At 73.5% G+C, this 22,124-nt stretch carries 19 protein-coding genes; 9 read left to right on the top strand and 10 right to left on the bottom strand.

The features are described from left to right. The first annotated feature begins 39 nt into the window (after positions 1 to 39). The 3 genes from qcrA to FB454_RS17055 all read left to right on the top strand — a co-directional run bounded on the left by qcrA (position 40) and on the right by FB454_RS17055 (position 3,635). Positions 40 to 1,128, top strand: coding sequence for a cytochrome bc1 complex Rieske iron-sulfur subunit (gene qcrA / locus FB454_RS17065; protein WP_013287692.1), 1,089 nt, complete (start codon positions 40 to 42; stop codon positions 1,126 to 1,128). Further along, positions 1,125 to 2,756 carry a cytochrome bc1 complex cytochrome b subunit gene (gene qcrB, locus FB454_RS17060; protein ID WP_013287691.1) on the top strand — a complete coding sequence of 544 codons (1,632 nt, stop codon included), beginning with the start codon at positions 1,125 to 1,127 and terminating at the stop codon, positions 2,754 to 2,756. Before qcrA ends, qcrB begins: the two co-directional genes overlap by 4 nt. 210 nt (positions 2,757 to 2,966) lie before the next feature. After that, a complete protein-coding gene (locus FB454_RS17055; RefSeq protein WP_013287690.1) occupies positions 2,967 to 3,635 on the top strand; it encodes a DUF4142 domain-containing protein in 669 nt (222 codons plus the stop codon). Positions 3,636 to 3,696: 61 nt separating this feature from the next. Here the strand turns inward: FB454_RS17055 and FB454_RS17050 are convergent, their stop codons facing one another. From FB454_RS17050 to FB454_RS17030, 5 genes are all read right to left on the bottom strand, one after another. Next, on the bottom strand, positions 3,697 to 3,984 hold the full coding sequence (locus FB454_RS17050) for an Lrp/AsnC family transcriptional regulator (protein WP_013287689.1): 288 nt from the start codon (positions 3,982 to 3,984) through the stop codon (positions 3,697 to 3,699). Between the two features lie 52 nt (positions 3,985 to 4,036). Beyond that, on the bottom strand, positions 4,037 to 4,912 hold the full coding sequence (locus tag FB454_RS17045) for a nucleotidyltransferase family protein (protein WP_071098283.1): 876 nt from the start codon (positions 4,910 to 4,912) through the stop codon (positions 4,037 to 4,039). Beyond that, the gene (locus tag FB454_RS17040) at positions 4,909 to 5,436 is read right to left on the bottom strand and encodes an NUDIX hydrolase (RefSeq protein WP_013287687.1); all 528 of its coding nucleotides are present in this window, start codon (positions 5,434 to 5,436) and stop codon (positions 4,909 to 4,911) included. The genes FB454_RS17045 and FB454_RS17040 overlap by 4 nt, the downstream gene beginning before the upstream one ends. Positions 5,437 to 5,475: 39 nt before the next feature. Next, positions 5,476 to 7,263, bottom strand: coding sequence for a RelA/SpoT family protein (locus tag FB454_RS17035; RefSeq protein WP_013287686.1), 1,788 nt, complete (start codon positions 7,261 to 7,263; stop codon positions 5,476 to 5,478). A 129-nt stretch (positions 7,264 to 7,392) separates the two neighbouring features. After that, positions 7,393 to 9,147, bottom strand: coding sequence for a DEDD exonuclease domain-containing protein (locus FB454_RS17030; RefSeq protein ID WP_145823167.1), 1,755 nt, complete (start codon positions 9,145 to 9,147; stop codon positions 7,393 to 7,395). A 127-nt stretch (positions 9,148 to 9,274) separates the two neighbouring features. Between FB454_RS17030 and FB454_RS17025 the strand changes: the two genes are divergently transcribed. The 4 genes from FB454_RS17025 to FB454_RS17010 all read left to right on the top strand — a co-directional run bounded on the left by FB454_RS17025 (position 9,275) and on the right by FB454_RS17010 (position 13,713). Continuing rightward, positions 9,275 to 10,672 (top strand): NYN domain-containing protein, encoded by a 1,398-nt coding sequence (locus FB454_RS17025; RefSeq protein WP_013475730.1) that lies wholly within the window; start codon positions 9,275 to 9,277, stop codon positions 10,670 to 10,672. A 210-nt stretch (positions 10,673 to 10,882) separates the two neighbouring features. Beyond that, positions 10,883 to 11,104, top strand: a complete 222-nt coding sequence (locus FB454_RS17020; RefSeq protein ID WP_013287683.1) for a hypothetical protein — start codon at positions 10,883 to 10,885, stop codon at positions 11,102 to 11,104. A 228-nt stretch (positions 11,105 to 11,332) separates the two neighbouring features. Next, positions 11,333 to 12,592: a M48 family metallopeptidase gene (locus FB454_RS17015; protein WP_145823166.1), complete on the top strand. Its 1,260-nt coding sequence runs from the start codon at positions 11,333 to 11,335 to the stop codon at positions 12,590 to 12,592. Then, positions 12,589 to 13,713, top strand: a complete 1,125-nt coding sequence (locus FB454_RS17010; RefSeq protein ID WP_071098291.1) for a glycosyltransferase family 4 protein — start codon at positions 12,589 to 12,591, stop codon at positions 13,711 to 13,713. Before FB454_RS17015 ends, FB454_RS17010 begins: the two co-directional genes overlap by 4 nt. A gap of 115 nt (positions 13,714 to 13,828) precedes the next feature. Here the strand turns inward: FB454_RS17010 and FB454_RS17005 are convergent, their stop codons facing one another. The 5 genes from FB454_RS17005 to FB454_RS16985 form a co-directional block, all read right to left on the bottom strand. Then, a complete protein-coding gene (locus FB454_RS17005; RefSeq protein ID WP_255368363.1) occupies positions 13,829 to 15,505 on the bottom strand; it encodes a putative bifunctional diguanylate cyclase/phosphodiesterase in 1,677 nt (558 codons plus the stop codon). Between the two features lie 76 nt (positions 15,506 to 15,581). Further along, a complete protein-coding gene (locus tag FB454_RS17000; RefSeq protein WP_030273947.1) occupies positions 15,582 to 16,394 on the bottom strand; it encodes an SAM-dependent methyltransferase in 813 nt (270 codons plus the stop codon). Between the two features lie 196 nt (positions 16,395 to 16,590). Further along, a complete protein-coding gene (locus tag FB454_RS16995) occupies positions 16,591 to 17,259 on the bottom strand; it encodes a response regulator transcription factor (protein WP_013287678.1) in 669 nt (222 codons plus the stop codon). Between the two features lie 7 nt (positions 17,260 to 17,266). Continuing rightward, positions 17,267 to 18,961, bottom strand: a complete 1,695-nt coding sequence (locus tag FB454_RS16990) for a sensor histidine kinase (RefSeq protein WP_013287677.1) — start codon at positions 18,959 to 18,961, stop codon at positions 17,267 to 17,269. Between the two features lie 14 nt (positions 18,962 to 18,975). After that, positions 18,976 to 20,778 carry an AMP-dependent synthetase/ligase gene (locus tag FB454_RS16985; protein ID WP_145823165.1) on the bottom strand — a complete coding sequence of 601 codons (1,803 nt, stop codon included), beginning with the start codon at positions 20,776 to 20,778 and terminating at the stop codon, positions 18,976 to 18,978. A gap of 166 nt (positions 20,779 to 20,944) precedes the next feature. Between FB454_RS16985 and FB454_RS16980 the strand changes: the two genes are divergently transcribed. Both FB454_RS16980 and FB454_RS16975 read left to right on the top strand, forming a co-directional pair. Continuing rightward, a complete protein-coding gene (locus FB454_RS16980; protein WP_013287675.1) occupies positions 20,945 to 21,400 on the top strand; it encodes an SRPBCC family protein in 456 nt (151 codons plus the stop codon). A 41-nt stretch (positions 21,401 to 21,441) separates the two neighbouring features. Further along, positions 21,442 to 22,077, top strand: a complete 636-nt coding sequence (locus FB454_RS16975) for a hypothetical protein (RefSeq protein ID WP_013475735.1) — start codon at positions 21,442 to 21,444, stop codon at positions 22,075 to 22,077. Positions 22,078 to 22,124: the final 47 nt, after the last annotated feature.

Genomic DNA, 22,124 nt, shown 5'->3' with positions numbered 1-22,124 from the left:
GGCGCCGACCCCCGGCGTCACCCGTAGCGAGGTGACGGCATGAGCACCCACACCGAGCACCAGGCCCAGCAGGGCCCGGAGCCGCTCGACGTGAACGACCCCCGGCTCTCCCGGTTCGACATCGTCCAGGAGGGCGCGCGGCGGGACGACATCGAGATCGTCCACTACGAGCCGCAGGTGGTCCCGGGCAGCAAGGCCGAGCGCCGGCTGACCCGCACGGTCGCCCTGATGTTCCTGCTGACCGGCGTCTTCGCGACCGCCTTCCTGGTGGTCTACATCTGGTGGCCGTGGCAGTGGGAGCCGGGTACCGGCGGCGACAAGCTCTACACGCCGCTGCTCGGCGTGACGCTGGGCCTGGCGCTGCTGGGCATCGGTTTCGGCATCCTGACCTGGGGCAAGAAGCTGCTGCCCAAGGAGGTCTCGATCCAGGACCGGCACGACCAGGCCGACGACCCGGAGGGTCGCAAGATCACCGGCGAGACCATGCTCTACCTGGCCGACGAGATGGGCGTCCGTCGCCGGCCGCTGCTCGGCATCTCGCTGCTCGCCGGCCTGGCGCCGGTGGGCGCGGTGGCCGCGGCCCCGCTGATCGGTGGCCTGATCGAGCAGCCGCACAAGAACAACCAGATGTTCACCACCGGCTTCCAGCCGGGCGAGGGCGGCAAGAAGATCCGGCTGATCCGTGAGGACGGCCGCCCGATCCGCCCGGCCGACGTCAGCGTCGGCGGCCAGCTCACCGTGTTCCCGGGCATCGACGGCGGCGTGAGCAACCTGCACGCCGACTCGCCGACCCTGCTCATCCACCTGCGGGAGGACGACGCGCAGAAGTCGCGCGCCGCGAACGAGCGCAAGGGCCACGGCGACTACATGTGGGGCAACTACGTCGCGTTCTCCAAGATCTGCACGCACGCCGGCTGCCCGGCCAGCCTCTACGAGCAGCAGACCAACCGCCTGCTCTGCCCCTGCCACCAGTCGCAGTTCCTCATCACCGACAACGCCAAGCCGATCTTCGGCCCGGCGAACCGGCCGCTGCCGCAGCTGCCGATCGAGGTGGACGAGGAGGGCTTCTTCGTGGCGAAGTCCGACTACACCGAGACCATCGGTCCCGACTTCTGGGAGCGGCCATGAAGCGCCGAAAGTTTGATGCAGCAGCGCTGCCGGCCAAGAGCGCGCGGGCGGTGGACGACCGCTTCCAGGTGGCCACGCCCCTGCGCAAGCTGCTGAACAAGGTCTTCCCCGATCACTGGTCGTTCCTGCTCGGCGAGATCGCGCTGTTCTCGTTCATCGTCCTGCTGCTCACCGGCGTCTTCCTGACGTTCTTCTTCGAGCCGGCGATGACCGAGGTCATCTACAACGGCAGCTACGCGCCGCTGCGGGGCACCCCGATGTCGGCCGCCTACGCCTCCAGCCTGGACATCTCGTTCGATGTCCGCGGTGGTCTGATCATGCGGCAGATGCACCACTGGTCGGCCCTGCTGTTCATGGCCGCCATCGTGGTCCACATGCTGCGGGTCTTCTTCACCGGCGCGTTCCGCAAGCCCCGTGAGACCAACTGGATCATCGGCTCGCTGCTGTTCTGGGTTGGCTTCCTGGCCGGCTTCACCGGCTACTCGCTGCCGGACGACGGCCTGTCCGGCACCGGTCTGCGGATCGCCTCCGCGATCATCCTGTCGATCCCGGTGATCGGCTCCTGGGTCAGCTCGTCGATCTTCGGCGGGGAGTTCCCCGGCACCATCATCATCAGCCGCTTCTTCATCGCCCACGTGCTGCTCGTCCCGGGTCTGCTGGTGGCGCTGATCAGCGTGCACCTCGGCCTGGTGTTCAAGCAGAAGCACACCCAGTGGCCCGGCCCCGGCCGGACCAACTCCAACGTGGTCGGCGAGCGGATGTTCCCGCGCTACGCGCTCAAGCAAGGCGGCTTCTTCATGGTCGTCTTCGGCGTGATCGCGCTGATGGGCGGCATGTTCCAGATCAACCCGATCTGGCTGTTCGGCCCGTACGAGGCGTGGGTGGTCTCGGCCGCCAGCCAGCCCGACTGGTACGTCATGTTCCTCGACGGCTCGACCCGCCTCATGCCGGGCTGGGAGATCCACATCCCGATCGGCAACGGGTACGTCATCCCACCGTTGTTCTGGCCGACTGTGGTGCTACCCGGAATCCTGGTCGGCCTGTCGACGATGTATCCGTTCCTGGAGGCGCGCCGCCTCAAGGACTACAAGCACCACAACCTGCTCCAGCGGCCCCGGGACGTTCCGGCCCGGACCGCCGTGGGCGCCATGGCGCTCGCCTTCTACGTTGTGCTGACCCTCTCCGGCGCCAACGACGTCATCGCGGACAAGTTCCACATCAGCCTGAACGCGATGACCTGGGGTGGCCGGATCGGCCTGCTGATCCTGCCGCCGATCGCGTACTACATCACGTACCGGATCTGCCTGGGTCTGCAGCAGCACGACCGGGAGGTGCTGGCCCACGGCGTGGAGACCGGCATCATCAAGCGGCTGCCCGACGGCCGGTTCGTCGAGGTCCACCAGCCGCTCACCTCGGCCGACGGCCACGACGGTCACCCGCCGGCGCTGGACTACGTTGGCTGGGTGGTGCCGAAGAAGATGAACCGGCTCGGTGCCCTCGGCCCGGCGATCCGGGGCTTCTTCTACCCGATCGAGAAGCCGGCCGAGGCGCCGGTCTCGCCGGGGCACCCGCCGGTCGAGGCCCGGCCGGAGCGGGAGGAGATCGGCAGCGGCGAGAGCCGTCGCTGACCCTCCCCGGTACGACTGACAGTGGCGCCCGCCGGATCTTCCGGCGGGCGCCACTGCCGTTTCCGCACCGGTCGTCCCGTTCCCTCCCGCGTACGGCGGGAGGCCGGTGCGCCGACGGCCGTCGCCCCCGACACGGACGGGTGGAATCGCAGGAATAACCCCGGTCAGCCGGGTATCCGTGCGGTCCGACGTCTCATGGGGGAGGAACGAATGTTGGGAATCAAACGCCTGGGCCTGCTGGCCGCGCTGGTGGTCGTGGGGCTGGCGCCCGCCGCCGCGGCGCAGGCGGCGGCACAGCCGTCGACGCAGGACACGCAGTACCTGCAGGCGGTTCACCAGGTCAACCTGTTCGAGATCACCGCCGGTAACCTGGCCCAGCAGAAGGGTCAGAACCAGCAGGTCAAGGACCTGGGCAAGATGTTCGTGACGGACCACACCCAGCTGGACCAGACGGTGCAGTCGACCGCGCAGCAGCTCAACGTGCAGTTGCCGGCCGACCCGACCGCCGACCAGCAGAAGGTCCTGGACAAGCTGAACAACCTCAGCGGGGCCGAGTTCGACAAGGCGTGGGTGACCGCGCAGCTCGCCGGCCACGTCCAGGCGATCCAGGCCACCCAGACCGAGATCTCGCAGGGCTCGGAGCAGTCGGTGGTGCAGATCGCGCAGGACGCGCTGCCGGTCCTCCAGGCGCACTACGACGCGCTCGTGGCCCTGGCCCAGACCCTGGGCGTCCCGGTTCCGCAGACCAGCGCCAGCGGCACGCCCAGCCCGGGCGGCACCACGTCCCCGGGTGGCACCGAGTCGCCGGCTCCGGGCGGCACCGAGACCGAGGAGCCCGCTCCGGGCACCACGGAGACCCCGGTGCCCAGCCAGAGCTGACGTACCGCACGGTCGACGGTGGCCGGTCCGCCCGCGAGGGCGGGCCGGTCACCGGCTCGTGTCAGTCGGCGTTCGCCAGCCCGATCGCGAACGCCTCCTCCAGGTCGTGCTGCGAGTAGGCGCGGAACGCGATGTGCGACTCGGTGTTGAGCACGCCCGGCACCTTCGAGATGCTGCCGGCGATGACCTGGGCGATCTGCTCGAACTCCCGGACCCGGACCATGGCGATCAGGTCGACGTGCCCGGCCACCGAGTAGACCTCGCTGACGCCGGGCAGGTTGGCCAGGGTCTCGGCCACCTCGGGGATGGAGTCGGTGGCGCAGTCGATCAGCACGATCGCGGTGATCACGGGACGGTTCTCCGTTCGTCGGCGACGAGGCCCATGCTAGAGCCCGCGCCCCTCACCGCGCCGCCGGGACGGTCAGGTCGTCCCCGGCCCGGATCACCTCGCGCAGGCGTTCCCCGGCCGCGACTGTCGCACCAGGCCACACCACCGACCGGTCCACGTCGCCGTGCACCCGCGCGCCCGCGCCGATCACCGAGCCGGTGACCCGGCCGTCCACCGTCGCGGCCGGGTCCACCAGTCCGTCCGGTCCCGCCGCGTGCAGGTTGGCGGCCAGGTAGTCGGCCGGGGTGCCGGTGTCGTAGAACGTCCCCCGGTAGGGCACGACTGTGAGCGCCCCGGCGGCCTCCGCGGGCCGCCACACCGCCCGGACCAGGTCGCCGAACGTGGGTGGCAGGTCGCGGACCAGCCGCCAGGGCAGCAGCGAGAAACCCACGAACTCGTGGCCGTCGAAGGTCCCGGGGGCGTGCGGGTCGTCGGCGGGACGGCCGAGCAGGCGTACGCCGTGCCCGTCCCACCCGTCCAGCAGCGCGGCGATGTCCGGCCCGGGCGGGGCCTGCGGGTCGGCCAGGTATGCGTCGGCGTTGCCGACCAGCACGCCCCGGCCGTCGATCCAGTCCCGCAGCCGGCCCACACCCCCGGCGGTGCCGAGCGGGGCGTCCGGCTCGACCGACAGGTGGGCCCGTCCGCCCACCCGCGCGACCACCTGGTCGCCCAGGTAGCAGGCGTTCACCGCGACCCGCTCCGGGCCGGTCAGGCCGAGCCCGGCCAGCCGCGCCAGCGCCCGGTCCAGCAGCGGGACGTTTCCCACCGGGCAGAGCGCCTTCGGCACCCGCTCGGTGAGCGGGCGCAGCCGGGTGCCCTCGCCCGCGGCCAGCACCACCGCGCACACCTCGACCCCGGGTGCCGCAGTGCCCGCGTACGGGGTGCTCACGCGGCCGGTGGGTGCTCGCCGGCGCGCGGGCCGATGCCGTAGTAGCCGAGCAGGTTGGCGGTGGCGCGGCTGAGCCGGGGCAGGTCGTCGAGCGGATGGAAGGCGGCCTCGAACACCTCGGCGCCGTCCACCTTCAGCTCGGTGGTCGACGCCGGCACCTCCGCCTCGAAGACCACGTCGACCCAGCCCTTGGCGTGCACCACCGCGTTCGGCACCGCCGGGCGCAGCGCGTCGGGGGACAGACGGACGCCTGATTCCTCGTACAGCTCGCGGGCGGCGCCGACCACCGGGGCCTCGCCGCGTTGCAGCAGCCCGGCCGGCAGCGTCCAGCTGTAGCCGGGCGGCTGGCGCAGCAGCAGGATCCGGCCCGCGCCGGTGGCCTCCGTGTCCTTGACCAGCGTGACCGCGCCGACGATGTACTTCGGTACGGCCAGCCGGACCAGCCGCCGTCGCAGCGGGACCGGAAGCCGGTAGAAGATCTGGTAGCCGAGGGCCCGTCCGGTGGCACGCGCGCGGGGGATCATGCCGTCCAGGCTAGTGGTCCCGGCGCGGACCGGCTCCGTCTACTGCCTGTGGTCGACCAGATCGATCAACTGCTGGACCACGGTGTCCGGCTCGACGGTGCGGTCGAAGACCGCCACCAGCAGCGTCTCCAGGTCGGGGTAGCCCAGTTCCTCGGACAGCCGCAGCAGCGGCAGGTCGCTGGCCAGGCCCCGGTTGTGCTTGCGCAACGCCAGGCCGATCGAGGCCCGGCCGAGCCGGACCTTGTCGGCGATCGAGATGCCCGGCTCGGTGTGCTCGGCGAACCAGCGGTTGATCTGCATCTGGGCGTGCGGGGACTTCACGAAGCCCAGCCACTCCCGGCGCGGGCCGCGCGGGGCCACGTCCGCCTCGAAGCCGCTCTCCGCGTCGTTCTCGGTGAAGATCTCCACCACGTCGCCCTCTTCCAGTTCGGAGGACAGCGGCGCGAGCCGGCCGTTGATCCGGGCGGCCAGGCAGTGGTCGCCGCGCTCGGTGCCCAGCTCGTACGCGAGGTCGACAGGTGTCGCCCCGGCCGGCAGCACCACCTGCCGCCCGTCGGCCACCACCTGGATCTGCGCCTCGGACAGATCACAGCGCAGCGACTCCATGAACTGGGTCGGGTCGACCGTCTCCTGCTCCCAGTCGAGCACCCGGCGCAGCCAGGCCAGCTCGTCCGCCCGGTCGGCGCCCCGGCCCGCGGCCCGGGGGAAGCGGTAGTGGGCGGCCACGCCGTACTCCGCGGAGCGGTGCATCTCGGTGGTGCGGATCAGCACCTCGACCGTGCGGTCCTGCGGGCCGCAGACGCTCGTGTGCAACGACCGGTAGAGGTTGTTCTTCGGGGATGCGATGAAGTCCTTGAACCGGCCCGGCACCGGCCGCCAGAGCCCGTGCACGGCGCCCAGCGCGGCGTAACAGTCGGTCGCCGGACCGTCCACCACGATCGCGATGCGGGGCAGGTCGAACGGGGCGGCGTGGTCGCCGGCGACCGTGTCCTTCCAGATCGAGTAGAGGTGCCGGGGGCGGGGGGAGACGTCGGCGTCGACCCGGTTGCGGCGCAACGCCGCCCGGGTGCGGGCCACCACGTCGGCCAGGTAGGCGTCCCAGCCGGGCCGGTCGTGCACGAACCGGGCGATCCGCGCGTGCTCCTCCGGCCGCAGGTGCAGCAGCACCACGTCGTCCAGCTCGCGTTTGAGCGTCTGGATGCCCAGCCGGTCGCAGAGCGGGACCAGCACCTCCTGGGTCTTGCGGGCGATCCGCTCCCGGGAGGCGGCCGAGCGGACGCCGAGCGTACGCATGTTGTGCAGCCGGTCCGCCAGCTTGATCACCAGCACCCGGACGTCCTTGCCGGCCGCCACGATCATCTTGCGGACGGTCTCCGCCTCGGCGGCCTTGCCGTAGAACGCCTTGTCGAACTTGGTCACGCCGTCGACCAGGTGGGCGACCTCGCGGCCGAAGTCCTCCTGGAGCGCCTGGAGCGTGTAGCGGGTGTCCTCCACCGTATCGTGCAGCAGCGCGGCGACCAGGGTGATGGTGTCCATGCCGAGGTCGGCGCAGATCTGCGCCACCGCCAGCGGGTGGGTGATGTACGGCTCGCCGCTCTTGCGGAACTGGCCGCGGTGCATGTTCTCGGCGATCGTGTAGGCCCGGCGCAGTACCGAGGCGTCGGCGCTCGCGTGGATGCCACGGTGGGCGCGGACCAGTGTGGTGACCGGGTCGCCGTCGGCCGTCGGCCAGGTGAGCAGGGAACGCAGGCGGCGGGTGAGCGGTAGTTCGCCCTGGGTCGGGAGCGCGCCACCCAGGGCGGCGCCGTGTCCGGCGTCGACGTCCACCTGGGACACCTCCTCACCCCGGCCCTCGGCCACCGGGAACCGGCGACCGGGAGCAGAGCCCGCGAATCGGGCAGGTCTGCACTCCTTTAACAGACTAAGGGAGTCGAGGTAGTCCGATCGGTCAGTTGGTCATGAGCGTTCGGTCGAGAGTTTGGCGGATCCGCCGTTCTCCGCCTTCGTCAGCAGGTCACGGAAACGCCCCGCACCGGCCACCGGCGAGGCCCACCCGTCTGTCGTCTCGACCAGCCGGGTCTCCGGTCGTTCCAACCAGGACAGGATCCGCTCGGTCTCCTCGGCGGTGGCGGCCGGCACCGGACCGTGCCCGGGCAGCACCGTCTCGGCGGTGGCGCGGATCGCCGCGATGGTGGGTCGCGGGTGGACACCCGGCGGGGACACCCCGGCCCCGGCGAGCCGGCCGTGCCGGACCAGCGCCAGCTCCCAGCCGCCCCGGGCGGCCGGACGGGCGGCGGCCAGCTCGGCGATGCCGGTCAACGCGGCCAGCCGTTGCATCCGGACCGCCGCGCGCAGCACCGCGACGAGCCGGCCGCGGACCACAGCCGCCTCCTCGTACCGCCGGGCGGCCGACAGCACCTCGATGCGGGCGAGCAGCGCGTCCACCACCACTCCGGGGTCGTCGCTGGTGGCGGTGCGGAACGGCGTCGCCGCTGCGTCGTCGTACTCCTCGGGGGTGATCCGGTGCTCGCAGGGCGCCGGGCAGCGACCCAGCTCGGCCAGCGCGCAGGCCGGCATGGTGGTGCGCCGGGAGAGCCGGTGCGTGCACTGCCGCAGCGGCACCGCGTCGTGGAAGCCGGCGGCGGCCAGCTCCGCCGCCTGCCGGGACCGGAACGGCCCCAGGTAGGCCGTGTCGGTGGGCGCGATGTCGCGCACGATCGACAACCGGGGGTACGCCTCGTCGGTGAGCTTCAGCCACACCTGGCGCTCCGGATACTTCGACCTGCGGTTGTACGGCGGCGCGTGCGCCGCGATCAGCCGCAGCTCGCGGACCTCCGCCTCCAGCGAGTGGGCGCACTCGACCGCCTCCACCCGCTCGGCGGCGGCGAGCATCTCGGAGATCCGGGCCCGCTTCTCCGCGGCGGTGAAGTAGCTGCGGACCCGGGTGGCGATGTCGCCGGACGTGCCCACGTAGAGCGGCCGGTCGTCGGCGGCCCGGAAGATGTAGACGCCCGGCACCTTCGGCAGCCCGTCGGCGAGGTGCCGCTTGCGGCGCTGGGTGGGGGTGACCGCGCGGGCGAACTCGATCGCCTCGCCGACCGTGCCGACCCGGTGCCCGCCGAGGCGGCCGATCAGCCCGTGCAGCACGTCGACTGTGGCCTTCGCGTCGTCGAGCGCGCGGTGGGTGGGCTGGGTCGCGGTGCGGAAGTAGGCGGCGAGCGTGCCCAGCTTGCGGTTGGGCACCTCGTCGCGGGTGAGCACCCGCCGGGCCAGCGCGGCCGTGTCCAGCACCCGGGGGTTGGGCCAGCGATAGCCGTGCTTCGCGCAGGCCGCCTTGAGGAAACCCACGTCGTACGGCGCGTTGTGGGCGACGAGCACGGCGTCGCTGATGAACTCCAGGAAACTCGGCAGCACCTGCTCGATCGGCGGGGCGGGCAGCAGCATGGCCTGGGTGATGCCGGTGAGCACGGTGATGAACGGCGGGATCGGCACGCCCGGGTTGACGAGCGTGGCGAGCACGCCCAGCTCCTCGCCGCCACGGACCTTCACCGCGCCGATCTCGGTGATCCCGCCGCCGTCGGGAGCGCCGCCGGTGGTCTCCAGGTCGACCACCACGAAGGTGGTCGCGTAGAGCGGCAGCGCCGGGTCGACACCGCTGCCCGCCGGGTCCAGGCCGGCCAGCGACTCCTGGACGTACTCCGCTCGTGTCACCCGCGGGACGCTAGCGGCACGGTCCGACACTCCTGTCACTGCCGCCCCAGGAGATACCACGGGGGTACGATGAGAGATCGGCTCACTCACCGGGCGGTGGGCCCGTTCGGGGTGGGAGACTTGCCTCATGCCCCTCACCGAGCCGTACGACGACCACTCCTCCGTGGAGGAGCCGGTGGTCGGCGTGCCCGCCGATGAGGACGCGCCACCCGCGATCGAGCCCGAGCCCGTGCTGCCCGAGCCGGTCCGGCAGCGGATCGTCACGCTGACCGCCGCCGTGCTGCCCGGCCTGCCCGCCGACGAGGTGCCGGTGCCGCTGCGGCGGGTCGCCAAGTTCGCCCCCAACCGTCGCGCCCGCCTCGGCGCGCCCGCGATCGCCGCGCAGCTCACCGCCGATCCGCTGTTCCGGCAGCGGATCACCGCCCGGGTCCTCGCCGACGCCGGTGACCTGGGCGCGGCTGTGGTCGAGGGCACCGCACCGGCCGCCGCCGATCCGGTCGAGGTGGCCGCCCTGGCCTACCTGGCCCGGCCCCGCGGCTGGCGGGAACTCATCGACGCCAGCGGCGAGGCGGTACGCGCCGAGGCAGACAGCGCGGTAGTGGCCGAACTGGTACGCGAGGCCGAACAGCGGGCCGCCCGCGCCGAGCACGACCGTGCGGTGGCCCGGGTCGAGGCGGAGAAGCTGCGCGACGAGCTGGCCCGGGTCCGGGAGGAGCTGGGGCAGCTCCGCGAGGAGGCCCGCCAGCTGACCCGTACCCTGCGGGAGACCCAGGCCCGGGAGCGCAAGGCCACCGAGATGCTCGCCACCGAGCGGGGGCGGGCAGCCCGCGCCGCCGCCGACGCGGACGCCGAGCTGCGCCGCGCCCGGGCCCGGCTGGCCGAGGCGGAGGCCGCCGCCGGAGTGGCCCGGGCCAGCGCCAAGGAGGCCCGCTCGGTCGACGACGCGCGGCTGTGGCTGCTGCTGGAGACGATCGGCCAGGCCGCCGTGGGGCTGCGCCGCGAGCTGGCGCTCGACCCGGTGGACAAGCTCCCGGCCGACTTCGTCGCCGACGCGTTCGCCGAGCAGCCGGGCGCCGCACCGGCCGGCCCGTCGACGCGGGCCCGCGACACCGACGACCCGGCCCGCCTCGACCAGCTGCTCGCGCTGCCGCGGGCGCACCTGGTGGTGGACGGCTACAACGTGACCAAGCGCGGCTTCGGCGAGATGTCGCTGGAGCAGCAGCGCAAGCGGCTCATCACCGGGCTGGGCGGGATCGCCGCGCAGACCGGGGACGAGGTCACAGTCGTCTTCGACGGCGCCGAGCGGATCCACGGCCTGCCACCGGCGCCGCGCGGCGTGCGGGTGCTGTTCTCCCGCAAGGGGGAGACCGCCGACGAGTTGATCCGCCGGCTGGTCCGCGCCGAGCCGGCCGGGCGGCCGGTGGTCGTGGTCTCCTCGGACCGCGAGGTCGCCGACGGGGTACGCCGGCACGGCGCGTACCCGCTGGGCGCCGACTCGCTGCTGCGGCGCCTGGCGCGTTCCTGAGCCCGTCCTTTCTGCCGCTTGATCGACTCCAGTTCGGGGACGTGGCGGGGTCGCGCGCGTGCTGATCGCGCCACTTCGGCGTAGTGGTTCGGTTTCGCGGCGGCTGCTGCCTCGTTGTCCGGTTCTGTCGTACCCGAGCGTTAGCGTCGTGGTGACCGACGGTGGTGGCTCCTTCCCCGGCCGCCACCGGCGACCCGTCAGGAGGCGTTGATGCTGATCGACTGCGACACCTGCGGCAACCGTGGTGCCGGCTGCTCCGGCTGCCTGGTGACCGCCCTGTTCGACTCCGGCCCGGCCGATCTCGGCCCGGCCGAGCACCGGGCGATCGAGGTGTTCGCGCGGGCCGGATTCGACGTGGAGGTGCTGCCGTCCCCACCGGCTGAGACACGGGCACCGGCGCCCCGCCGTGGCGGCCGTCGCCGAATCGCCTGACACCGCCTGCCTGCCCGGGCTCTGTCGACCCTGGGCTCTGTCGGCCGTCCGCTGCCCGCCCCCCGGCCCCGGTGCCGTGCCTGAGCCCTGCCCGACTGATGCCGGGCCACGCCGCCGGGTCGCGCGTCGGGCACGGCGGTCCCGATCGAGGGCCGGGCAATAGGATGGGCGGTCACGGCGGGAGGGGAGCGGCATGACGCGGACGGGGCACGACGGCGGGGTGGGTCGGTGACCCCGCGCGCCTGGGCGCTGCTGACCCTGGGCGGCCTGGTGGTCGCGCTGCTCGTGGCGGTGGCGCTGCTGGTGCCGTGGAGCCGCCCGCCGGCGCCCCGCGCCGACCAGCTCGCGGCACTGCGAGACCTCCCGGCCGAGCAGGTGACCCGGGGCCGGGCGTTCCACGGCGCGCTGCGCCCGGCGGCCTGGTCGGCGCTCGCAGTAGGGCTGGTGGTGGCGCTGCTGCTCGGGCTGACCCCGCTGGGCGGGCGCCTTGTCGAACTGGTCGGCCGGCCCTTCGGCGGGCACTGGATCGCGCAGGCCGTGCTCGGCGGGCTCGCCGTCATGTTCCTCGCCGACCTGCTCACGCTGCCGTTCGCGGCCTGGCGCCGGACCGTGCTGGTCCGCTACGGGCTGAGCACCCAGACCTGGGGCGGCTGGGCGGTCGACCTGCTCAAGTCGTACGCGGTCAGCGCGGTGATCGGCGCGCTGGTCCTGCTCGGCTTCTACACAGTGGTACGGCTCGCCCCGCGCTGGTGGTGGGCGTTCGGCGCGGCCGGCGCGGCGGTCCTGGTGGTGGTGCTGTCGTTCGTGCTGCCGGTGCTGGTCGAGCCGGTGTTCAACCGGTTCACCCCGATGGAGCCGGGCCCGCTGCGCAGCGAGCTGACCGCGATGGCCGCCCGGGACGGCGTACCGGTGCGCGACGTGCTCGTCGCCGACGCGTCCCGGCGCACCAGTGCGGTGAACGCGTACGTCTCCGGGCTGGGCCCGACCCGGCGGGTGGTCGTCTACGACACGCTGCTGCGCGAGGCGGAACCGGCCGAGGTGACAAGCGTGGTCGCCCACGAGCTGGGGCACGCGAAGGACCGGGACGTGTGGACCGGCACGGTGCTCGGCGCGCTCGGTGCCGCCGCCGCGGTGGTGGCGCTCTACCTGATCGGCTCGTGGACGCCGCTGCTGCGGCTCGCCGGCGTCGACTCGATCGCCCAGCCGCGGGCGTTCCCGCTGCTGGTCGTGCTGGTCACGGTCGCCGGCCTGCTCTCCACCCCGGTGCAGGCGCTCGTCTCCCGCCGGATCGAGGCCCGCGCCGACGCCCACGCGCTGGCGCTCACCGGCGACCCGGCGACGTTCGAGGCGATGCAGCGGCGACTGGCCGGGGTCAACCTGGCCGACCCCGACCCGCCGCGCTGGGAGCGCCTCTGGTCGGCGACCCACCCGTCCACCGTGGAGCGGATGGCCGCCGCCCGCGCCTACGCCAGGGAGTCCGGCCGATGAGCCGTACCTTGCTGATCACCAACGACTTCCCGCCGCGCCCCGGCGGCATCCAGTCGTTCGTGCACAACCTCGCGGTACGCCAGCAGCCCGGCTCGGTGGTGGTGTACGCGTCGAGCTGGCGCGGGGCGGAGAAGTTCGACGCCGACCAGCCGTTCGAGGTGGTCCGGGAGCGGACCCGGGTGCTGCTGCCCACCCCGCTGATCGCCCGGCGGGCGGCGCGGCTGGCGCGCGCGTACGACTGCGACACCGTGTGGTTCGGCGCGGCGGCCCCGCTGGGGCTGCTCGCCGCGGGCCTGCGGCGGCGGGCCGGGATCCGCCGGGCGGTGGCGCTGACCCACGGCCACGAGGTCGGCTGGGCGGCGCTCCCAGGCGCCCGGTCGGCGTTGCGCCGGATCGGGCGGGGCGTGGACGTGACCACCTACCTCGGCGAGTACACCCGGGCGCGGCTGGCCCGCGTGCTGGACGGGCTCACCGAGCTGCGGCGGCTCGCGCCCGGCGTGGACGTGGACACCTACCACCCGGACGTCGACGGCGGGCGGGTCCGGTCACGGCTCGGGCTGGCCGACCGGCCGGTGGTGGTGTGCGTGTCGCGGCTGGTGCCCCGCAAGGGCCAGGACATGCTGATCCGCGCGCTGCCGGAGATCCGCCGGCGGGTGCCGGACGCCGCGCTGCTCGTGGTCGGCGGCGGCCCGTACCGGTCGACGCTGGAGAAGCTGGCCCGGCAGACCGGGCTGGAACGCGATGTGGTCTTCACCGGCTCGGTGCCCTCGGCCGAGCTGCCCGCCCACTACGCGGCCGGCGACGTCTACGCGATGCCGTGCCGTACCCGCAACCGCGGGCTGGACGTGGAGGGCCTCGGGATCGTCTACCTGGAGGCGAGCGCGACCGGGTTGCCGGTGGTGGCCGGAGACTCCGGCGGCGCGCCGGACGCTGTGCGCGAGGGGGAGACCGGGTACGTGGTCGGGGGCCGGGACGTGGCACAGCTCGCCGACCGGGTGGCCACGCTGCTCGCCGACCGGGATCTGGCCCGGCAGTTCGGCGCCGCCGGGCGCGCCTGGGTGGAGCGGGAGTGGCGCTGGGAGACGCAGGCACAGCGGATGGCCGCCCTGCTGGCCGGCTGACCCCGCGCGGGCCGGGCCGGCAGGCCGCGTGCCGGCCGGATCAGGGCAACTGCGGGCCGGCCGGGTCAGGCGGCGGCGGGGTCAGGGCGGCGGCCGGGTCAGGGCGACGGCCGCGTCAGGAGGCCGCGTCGACGTGGGCGGGCACCCGGCCCAGGTGCGGCGCGGCCGGGCCGGGACGGCCGAAGTGCCAGCCCTGCCCGGCGTCGCAGCCGATCGCGCGCAGCCGGTCGGCCTGGTCGGCCGTCTCCACGCCCTCGGCGGTGACTGTGAGGTCCAGCGCGTGCGCCAGCGAGACGAGCGAGGCGAGGATCCGCTCGTCGGTGCCGCTGCCCGGCGCGCGCAGGCCGGTCACGAACTCGCCCGCCACCTTCAGCTCGTCGACCGGCAGGTCCCGCAGGTACGCGAGGTTGCAGTAGCCGGTGCCGAAGTCGTCGATGGCGACCCGGACCCCGAGGTCACCGAGCACCCGCAGGGCCCGCACCGGCTCGACCACTGTGCTCATCATGGTGCTCTCGGTGATCTCCAGTTGCAGCCGGTGCGGCGGCAGGCCGGTGCGCCCGAGCACGCCGCGTACCTCGGTCACCAGGTCGGTGCGGTGCAACTGCCGGACGGCGAGGTTGACGCTGACGAACGGCGCGTCGCCCTCCGCGTCCGGCCAGGTGCCCGCCTCGCGGCACGCCTCGGCCAGCACCCAGCTGCCGAGCCGGACGATCAACCCGGTCTCCTCGGCCAGCGGGATGAAGCTGTCCGGCCGCAGCACACCCAGCTCCGGGTGACGCCAGCGCACCAGCGCCTCCATGCCGAGCACCCGCCCGTCGCGCAACGACGTCAGCGGCTGGTAGTCGAGGTAGAACTCGCCCCGGTCCAGCGCGGCGGGGATCGCCGCGGACAGCGCGTACCGGGCCAGGTCGCGGCGGTTGCGGTCGGCGTCGAACAGCGACCAGCGGGCCCCGCCGGCGGCCTTGGCCCAGTGCAGCGTGCTGTCGGCCGCGCGCATCAGGTCCATCGGCGAGGTGCCCGCGACCGGGCGTTCCACGATGCCGATGCTGGCGGAGACGGTCAGCTCGTGGCCGTCGACGAGCGCCGGTTCGCGTACCGCGGCGAGGGCCGCCTCGGCGACCTTCACCGCGTCGTCGGTGCCGACGGTGCGTTCGACCAGGATCACGAACTCGTCGCCGCCGAGCCGGGCCACCAGGTGCTCGCCGAGCGCCCGGTGCAGGCGCTGCGCCACCGTCACCAGCAGCGAGTCGCCGATCTGGTGGCCGAGGGAGTCGTTGACGACCTTGAACCGGTCCAGGTCGAGGAAGCAGACACCGACCCGGTCGGCGCCCCGCCCCGGCGCGGTGATCGCGGCGGTCAGCCGTTCGGTGAACAGCGTGCGGTTCGGCAGGCCGGTGAGCGGGTCGTGGGTGGCCTGGTGCCGGAACCGGGCCTCGCTGTCGCGCAGCGCCCGTTCCGCCTGCGCACGGGCCATCATGGCGGCCCGGCGGATGGACTCCTGCTCGTCCAGCGTGCGGTCGCGCAGGGCGCGGGCGTACCCGGTGGCGACCGTGGCGAGCAGCCGGGCCATCCGGTCCTCGACGTCGTCGACGACCAGGTCGAGGTCGCGGACCAGGCGCAGCTGGATCACCTCGACGGTGCGGCCCAGCCCTTCCGCGGAGGCGATGTGCGCCTGCACCAGCTCCGCGCCGACCTGCTGGCCGATCCGCAGGTCGAACGGTTCGGCGCGCAGCGCCTGGGCCAGCCGGTCGGTGAGCCGTTGCAGCATCTCCTCCAGCTGCGACTGGGTCATCGGCAGGTAGCTGGTGCCGGACACCGCCTTGGCCCAGGCCCGGGCGAAGACGCCGGGCCTGCTGCGGGCCGCGTCGTCACCCACCGAGCCGCCCGACCCCGCCCATGAAGACGGCCCGCTCGGCGTTCTCCGCCTGGTCGGGGGAGTCCGGCCGCCACTGCGGCACCCACACCACGCCCGGGTCGACCAGCTCGAAGCCGTCGAACAGCGCGGTCATCTCGGCCCGGCTGCGGATCCAGAGCTGGCTGTCGGTACGCCGGTAGACCCGCTCCGCCTCGGCCCGTTCGCCGGTGCCGGCGCGGCCGTCCTCGCTGGCCTGGGAGAGCACCAGGTGGCTGCCGGGCGCCAGCGCCCCGCGCAGCGTCCGCAGGATCTCCTCCGGGCGGTCGGCGTCCGGGATGAAGTGCAGCACCGCCACGACCATCACGGCGACCGGCCGGGTGAAGTCCAGCAGCCGGGTGACCTCCGGGTGAGCGAGGATCGCCTCCGGGTTGCGCAGGTCCTCCTGGAGCACCGCGGCGTGCTCGTTGCCGGCCAGGATCTCCTGGCTGTGCGCCACCGCCACCGGGTCCACGTCGACGTAGACCACGCGCGACTCCGGGTCGATCCGCTGGGCGATCTCGTGCACGTTGCCGACGGTCGGGATGCCGGAGCCGATGTCGAGGAACTGGCGGATGCCGGCCTGGGCGAGGTACTGCACCGCCCGGCGCAGGAACGCGCGGTTGGCCTGCGCCATCAGCGGCGCCTCCGGCACCGCCTCCACCATCGCGCGGGCGGCCGCCCGGTCGGCGGCGAAGTTGTGCGAGCCGCCGAGGTAGTAGTCGTACATGCGGGCGACGCTGGGGCGCTCGATGTCGATCGTCTCGGGTGCCCAGTCCGGCCGCTGCATGTCCTGCCCCTCGGGTGTCGGCGACACGCGGTCATCACCGCCGCGCGGATCACCCGGGTATTCTGCCCCTCCGCCGTCGCGGTGCAAAGACCGCCGTCGCTACGCGTCCGGCTGCTCACCGTACGCGACCACACGTGGCCGGGAACGCCGAGAGGCCCGCGTCCGTGGTGGACGGGGCCTCTTCCGGCGGTACGCCTCAGAACTTCGGGGCGTCCGGGGCCTCCAGCAGCCCCAGCCGCAGCGCGGTCATCAGCGCCTGCGCCCGGTTGGCGGCACCCAGCTTCTCGTAGAGCTTGGAGATGTGGGTCTTGGCGGTCGACTCGCTGACGAACAGCTGCTTGGCGATGCCGGCCACGCTCATGCCGTCGGCGAGCAGCCGCAGCACCTGGCCCTCACGGGGGGACAGCTGCGGGCCGGACGGCGCCAGCCGGCGCTTCATCGCCTCGGCCAGGTCGGCGGCGGTGAACGCGCTGGGGGAGGAGGCGGCGTGCCGGGCGGCGGCCACCACCTCGTCGGCCGGGGCGGTCTTCGGCACGAACGCGCTCGCACCCGCCTCCAGGGCGCCGAAGAGCTGGTCGTCACCGGCGTACATGGTGAGCACGACGATGCCCATGGACGCACTGGACTTGCGCAGGGCGCGGGTGGCCTCCAGGCCGCTGCCGTCGGGCAGGCGGAGGTCCATGATCACCACGTCGGGCTGGAGCGCGCCGGCCTGGCGCACGCCCTCCGCAGCGGTGGCCGCCTCGCCCACGACCTCGAACTGACGGTCGCGCTCGAACGCGTGACGCAGCCCCTTGCGGATGAGGTCGTGGTCGTCGACCAGGAGAACCTTGGTACGGGTGGCCGGTGTCGGACTGCTGGTCATCCTCGGGTTACTCCCCTTCTGCTGCTGCGGCGCTGCCGCGCACCTTATCGCGCCGGGGCGACGAACCGAGCACCACCGCCACAGTCGTCCCACTCGGCTGCCGCGGCCTGATCTCCAACCGGCCTCGGATACGTTCCGCCCTCTCGGCCATGATCGCAAGGCCATAGTGCCCGTCCGGGCGCTGGTCACCGATGCCGTGACCGTCATCCGACACTTCGATTCGGGTGTACGGGGGATCCACCTCGCACGTGACCCACAGGTTCGACGCGCCGGCGTGCTTGCGCGCGTTCGTCACCGCCTCCTGCGCGATGCGCAGCAACTCGGCCTCGGTGGCGGCCGGCAGCCGGGCGGTGGACTCGTCCAGCGACAGGTGCACCCGCAGGCCGCCGGACGCGCCGACGGTGCGGGCGTACTCGGCGATGGCGGCGGCCAGGCCACCGTGCCGGTCCACCTCGCTGCGCAGCTCGAACAGGCTCAGCCGCAGCTCGGTGATCACCCGGGTGACCTCCTGGCGCAGCGTGCGCAGCGAGTCGGCGGTCTCCTCCGCGTCCTCGTGCACGGTGGCGAGCGCGTTGTCGATTCCGTACCCGACCATGACCAGCTCCTGGGCGACCCCGTCGTGGATCTCCCGGGCCAGCCGCTGCCGCTCCTCGTTGGTCGCCAGCGAGCGCACCTCGTCGAAGAGCAGCGCGGCCTCCAGCCGCAGCGCCGCCGGGCCGGTCAGCGCCGTCACCCGGGACACCACGGGCGGCGGGTACGCGGCGGCGGTGTCCGCCTCGATCACCACCAGGCCGACAGTGCGTACGCCCGCCACCAGCGGGACGATCAGCGCGGAGACCTCGCCGGAGCGCCGGGACCGGGCCTGCGAGCGGGCCGAGACGGTCGGCTGCTGGCTGGCCCAGGCGTCGGCGATGGCGGAGTCGGCGTCGAGCGTGGTCTCCCAGTCGACCCGGTCCGCGCCGATCTGCGCGAGCACCACGAGCCGGCCGCCGCCGCTGGCGGACAGCACCGCGCCCCGGTCGGTCTTGGCCACCACCCGCAGCTCCTCCAGCAGGTGCTCGGAGATGCCACCCGGGTCGAGGGTGGCGCCGGGCAGCTGGCGGGCGACCGTACGGAGCTGGGTGAGCAGGCGGGTCGCCTCGGCGTACGGCTGGGGTTTGCCCTCGCCGCGCACCCGCATGACGCGCTGGAGCGTGCCGGCGGTGTAGAGGCCGAGCCCGGCGAGGATCAGCCACTGGGCACAGACCGCGAGGTAGCCGACCTGGCCGAGCTGCGGCCCGCCGTCGACCTGCGTGAACGCGGCGCTGGCCAGCAGCGTCGCCGCCGCCACGGCGAGCAGCGCGGCGCCCTCGCGGAACCGGCGGCTCAGCGCGGTCACGGTGACCGGCACGGCGAGGTACGGCAGCACCGCCGAGGCGCCCACCCCGCCGGTCACGCCGGACAGATGGGTGTCGGCGGCGACCTGGCTGGCGGCCAGCCCGAGCACCACCACCTCGGCGAAGCGGCTGATCGGGGCGAGCAGCCGGTGTTGGGGGGCGAGCACGGCGGGCAGGCCGGCGACGCCCAGCAGCGCGATCCACCAGAGCTGGGTGGCGTCGCGGGTGGCGAACAGGGTCAGGGCGGCGACCAGCGCGAGGAGGACCGCGCGAGCCGCCGCCGCGAGGGGCTGCGTCGACGGCTGGCGGGATGTGGAGGCGGGCACGTGACGGATGGTAGTCAGCCCCGGTAGATCTCGGCGATCTCCGAGGCGTACGTCTTGTGCACGACCTGACGCTTGACCTTCAGCGACGGGGTCAGCTCGCCGGTGGTCTCGGTGAAGTCATGCGGCAGGATCCGGAACACCTTGATCGCCTCGGCCTTGGAGACCGCCTGGTTGGCCTGGTCGATCGCGGACTGCACCTCGGCGCGCAGCGCCGCGTCGTCGCGCAGCTCGGCCATGCTCGTGGTCTCCGGACGCCCCTGCCCGGCCAGCCACTTCGGCAGCGCCTCCTCGTCGATGGTGACCAGCGCGGCGATGAACGGCTGCCGGTCGCCGACCACCACACACTGGCTGATCAGCGGGTGCGCCCGCACCTGGTCCTCCAGCACCGCCGGGGCGACGTTCTTGCCGCCGGCGGTCACGATGATCTCCTTCTTGCGGCCGGTGATGCTCAGGTAGCCGTCGTCGTCCAGGTGCCCGAGGTCGCCGGTGCGGAACCAGCCGTCGGTGCTGATCGCCTCGGCGGTGGCCGCGTCGTTGTGCCAGTAGCCCTGGAAGACGATGTCGCCGGCGATCAGGACCTCGCCGTCGTCGTCGATGCGGATGGTCACGCCGGGCAGCGGGCGGCCGACGGTGCCGATCCGGGTGCCGGTGGGCAGGTTGGCGGCGGCGGCCGGCGAGGTCTCGGTGAGGCCGTACCCCTCGCAGATGGTCACCCCGACGCCGCGGAAGAAGTGCCCGAGCCGCGCGCCCAGCGGCGCGCCGCCGGAGATGGCGTCGCGGCACCGGCCGCCCATCGCCGCCCGCAGCTTGCGGTAGACCAGCTTGTCGAAGAGGGCGTGCTGCGCGCGCAGCCCGAGGCCGGGACCGCCCGGCAGCTCCTGGGCCTCGCTCCACGCGATGGCGACCTTCTCCGCGCGGTCGAAGATCTTGCCCTTCCCCTCGGACTCGGCCTTCTGCCGCGCGCCGTTGTAGACCTTCTCGAAGACCCGGGGTACGGAGAGCACGAACGTCGGCTTGAAGTCCTGCAGCTCGGCGACCAGGTTCTTGGTGTCCGCGCAGTGCGCCATGGTGGCCCGGGCGTGCACGACGCCGACCTGGATGAGCCGGGCGAAGGCGTGCGCGAGCGGCAGGAACAGCAGGGTGGAGGCGCCCTGGCGGAACAGGTTCGGCAGCACCGGCACCGCGTTGGCGATGTCGGAGTAGATGTTGCGGTGGGTCAGCACGCAGCCCTTGGGCCGGCCGGTGGTGCCGCTGGTGTAGATGATCGTGGCGACGTCGTCGGCCTTGAGCAGCGAGCGGCGGGTCTCCACCTCGGCCCGGTCCACCGACGCACCGGCGGCGACCAGGTCGTCGACGGCGCCCAGGTCGATCTGCCACACCTCGCGCAGCTCGGGCAGCCGGTCCCGGACGCCGGCGACCATGGTGGCGTGCGCGGTGCTCTCCACCACCACCGCCACGGCGCCGGAGTCGCCGAGGATCCAGGCGGCCTGCTCGGCGCTGGAGGTCTCGTAGATCGGCACGGTCACCGCGCCGGCCGCCCAGATCGCGTAGTCGAACAGGGTCCACTCGTAGCGGGTGCGGCTCATCAGGCCGACCCGGTCGCCGGGCGAGACGCCTGCGGCGATCAGGCCCTGCGCCACCGCCACCACCTCGTCGCGGAACTGGCGGCAGGTGACATCCTCGCGCGCGTCCGTTCCCGCGCCGGGGCGGACGAACTGCACGGTGTTCGGGGCGACCTCGGCGTTTTCCCAGACCGGGTCGGTCAGGTTGGCCGCGTCGCCGACGGTGACGATCGGCGGGACGGAGAACTCGCGCACCTGCACTCCCTCGTGCTCTACCGGCGGGGGCCGGCCTGGTCGGCTCTGTCGAAACCTACCCGCACACCCCGGGGGGTCTGCCAGGGAGGTTGCCCGCCCGGCTGGTGGGACGCCGTCCGGCGGGTGGAGCGGGACCGGGCGGGAGGCGGCCGGGTAGCCTCCCCACATGGCGGACTCCTCCACCCAGTCGATCATCGTCGGCGCGTCACCGGACCGGGTGGCGGCCGTCATCTGCGACTTCCCGAGTTATCCCGAGTGGGCCGAGGCGGTACGCCGGGCCGAGGTGATCGAGGAGTACGAGGACGGCTACGCCAGCCAGGTCCGGTTCACCCTCGACGCGGGCGTGATGGCCGACGAGTACGTGCTGGCATACGAGTACGCCGAGGACATCTCCCGGATCGAGTGGCACCTGGTCGCCCCGTCGAAGATGCAGCGCTCCCAGCGCGGGTCGTACGACCTGGTGGGCAACCCGGACGGGACGACCACGGTGACGTACACCCTTGAGGTGGAGCTGTCCGTGGCGATGCTCGGCATGTTCCGCCGCAAGGCCGAGAAAATGATCATGGACGCGGCGTTGAAGCAGCTCAAGCGCCGGGTAGAAGCACCCGGTGCGGCGCAATGACCCGACCGTCGTCCCGGTAGTCACGCTGGAGGAGCCGAACCATGGGCACCACTGATCCGGGTTCGGCCCGGGAAGAGGCCGAGCGCCTCGTCGCCACACTGCTCGCCGGCGCGAAGATGGCCGCCGCCGCACCCGGCTCCGGCGCCTGGGGTCCGCTCGGTGGGATCCTCTCCGGTGTCCTCGGTCACACCCCGCCCGGCGCCGGCCCCGCTCCGGAGACGCCCGCGCCCGCCGGTTTCGCCACCGGCTCGCCGGAATGCTGTGTCTGCCCCGTCTGTCGCGGTATCGCCGCGTTGCGGGATCCAAGTCCCGAGTTCGCCGAGCGGCTTGCCACCGGTGCCGGGGACCTGGCGGCCGGGGTGGCCAGCCTGCTGCGCGCGTTCACCCCGGCTGAGCCGGAGCGAACCGCCGACGCCGGCACCGCCGCACCGGCCGGATCCGGGGACCACGTGTGGCGCGAGGCGACCCGTACCGGGCATGATTCTCAGCCGGCACCCGAGCAGGACGTGTGGTCCGCCGCCACCCGGGGGGAGGGCGCGGCCGATTCGGGTGCCACCGCCGACGCCGCCGGGCCGCCGGAGCCGGACACGAGCCGGACACCGGCCGGCCGTCCCGTGGTGCCCGCCTCGCGGGCGTCCGGAGAGGTGGGCGCGGACGCACCAGGCGACGGGGCCTGACCACCGGACATCCCGGGACCGTACGGCCGGTTCGGCCGGTCCCCGGG

The sequence above is a fragment of the Micromonospora sp. CNZ297 genome (assembly GCF_007827625.1).
The sequence above is the reverse complement of the archived record's forward strand: the minus strand, read 5'-3'. Positions and strand labels throughout refer to the sequence as shown.

What these genes read in the sequence shown, in the direction of transcription:
- qcrA (WP_013287692.1), top strand. Translation starts at nt 40, where the DNA reads ATGAGCACCCACACCGAGCACCAGGCCCAGCAGGGCCCGGAGCCGCTC.
- qcrB (WP_013287691.1), top strand. Translation starts at nt 1,125, where the DNA reads ATGAAGCGCCGAAAGTTTGATGCAGCAGCGCTGCCGGCCAAGAGCGCG.
- FB454_RS17055 (WP_013287690.1), top strand. Translation starts at nt 2,967, where the DNA reads ATGTTGGGAATCAAACGCCTGGGCCTGCTGGCCGCGCTGGTGGTCGTG.
- FB454_RS17040 (WP_013287687.1), bottom strand. Translation starts at nt 5,436, where the DNA reads ATGATCCCCCGCGCGCGTGCCACCGGACGGGCCCTCGGCTACCAGATC.
- FB454_RS17025 (WP_013475730.1), top strand. Translation starts at nt 9,275, where the DNA reads ATGCCCCTCACCGAGCCGTACGACGACCACTCCTCCGTGGAGGAGCCG.
- FB454_RS17020 (WP_013287683.1), top strand. Translation starts at nt 10,883, where the DNA reads ATGCTGATCGACTGCGACACCTGCGGCAACCGTGGTGCCGGCTGCTCC.
- FB454_RS17010 (WP_071098291.1), top strand. Translation starts at nt 12,589, where the DNA reads ATGAGCCGTACCTTGCTGATCACCAACGACTTCCCGCCGCGCCCCGGC.
- FB454_RS17005 (WP_255368363.1), bottom strand. Translation starts at nt 15,505, where the DNA reads ATGACCCAGTCGCAGCTGGAGGAGATGCTGCAACGGCTCACCGACCGG.
- FB454_RS17000 (WP_030273947.1), bottom strand. Translation starts at nt 16,394, where the DNA reads ATGCAGCGGCCGGACTGGGCACCCGAGACGATCGACATCGAGCGCCCC.
- FB454_RS16995 (WP_013287678.1), bottom strand. Translation starts at nt 17,259, where the DNA reads ATGACCAGCAGTCCGACACCGGCCACCCGTACCAAGGTTCTCCTGGTC.
- FB454_RS16980 (WP_013287675.1), top strand. Translation starts at nt 20,945, where the DNA reads ATGGCGGACTCCTCCACCCAGTCGATCATCGTCGGCGCGTCACCGGAC.
- FB454_RS16975 (WP_013475735.1), top strand. Translation starts at nt 21,442, where the DNA reads ATGGGCACCACTGATCCGGGTTCGGCCCGGGAAGAGGCCGAGCGCCTC.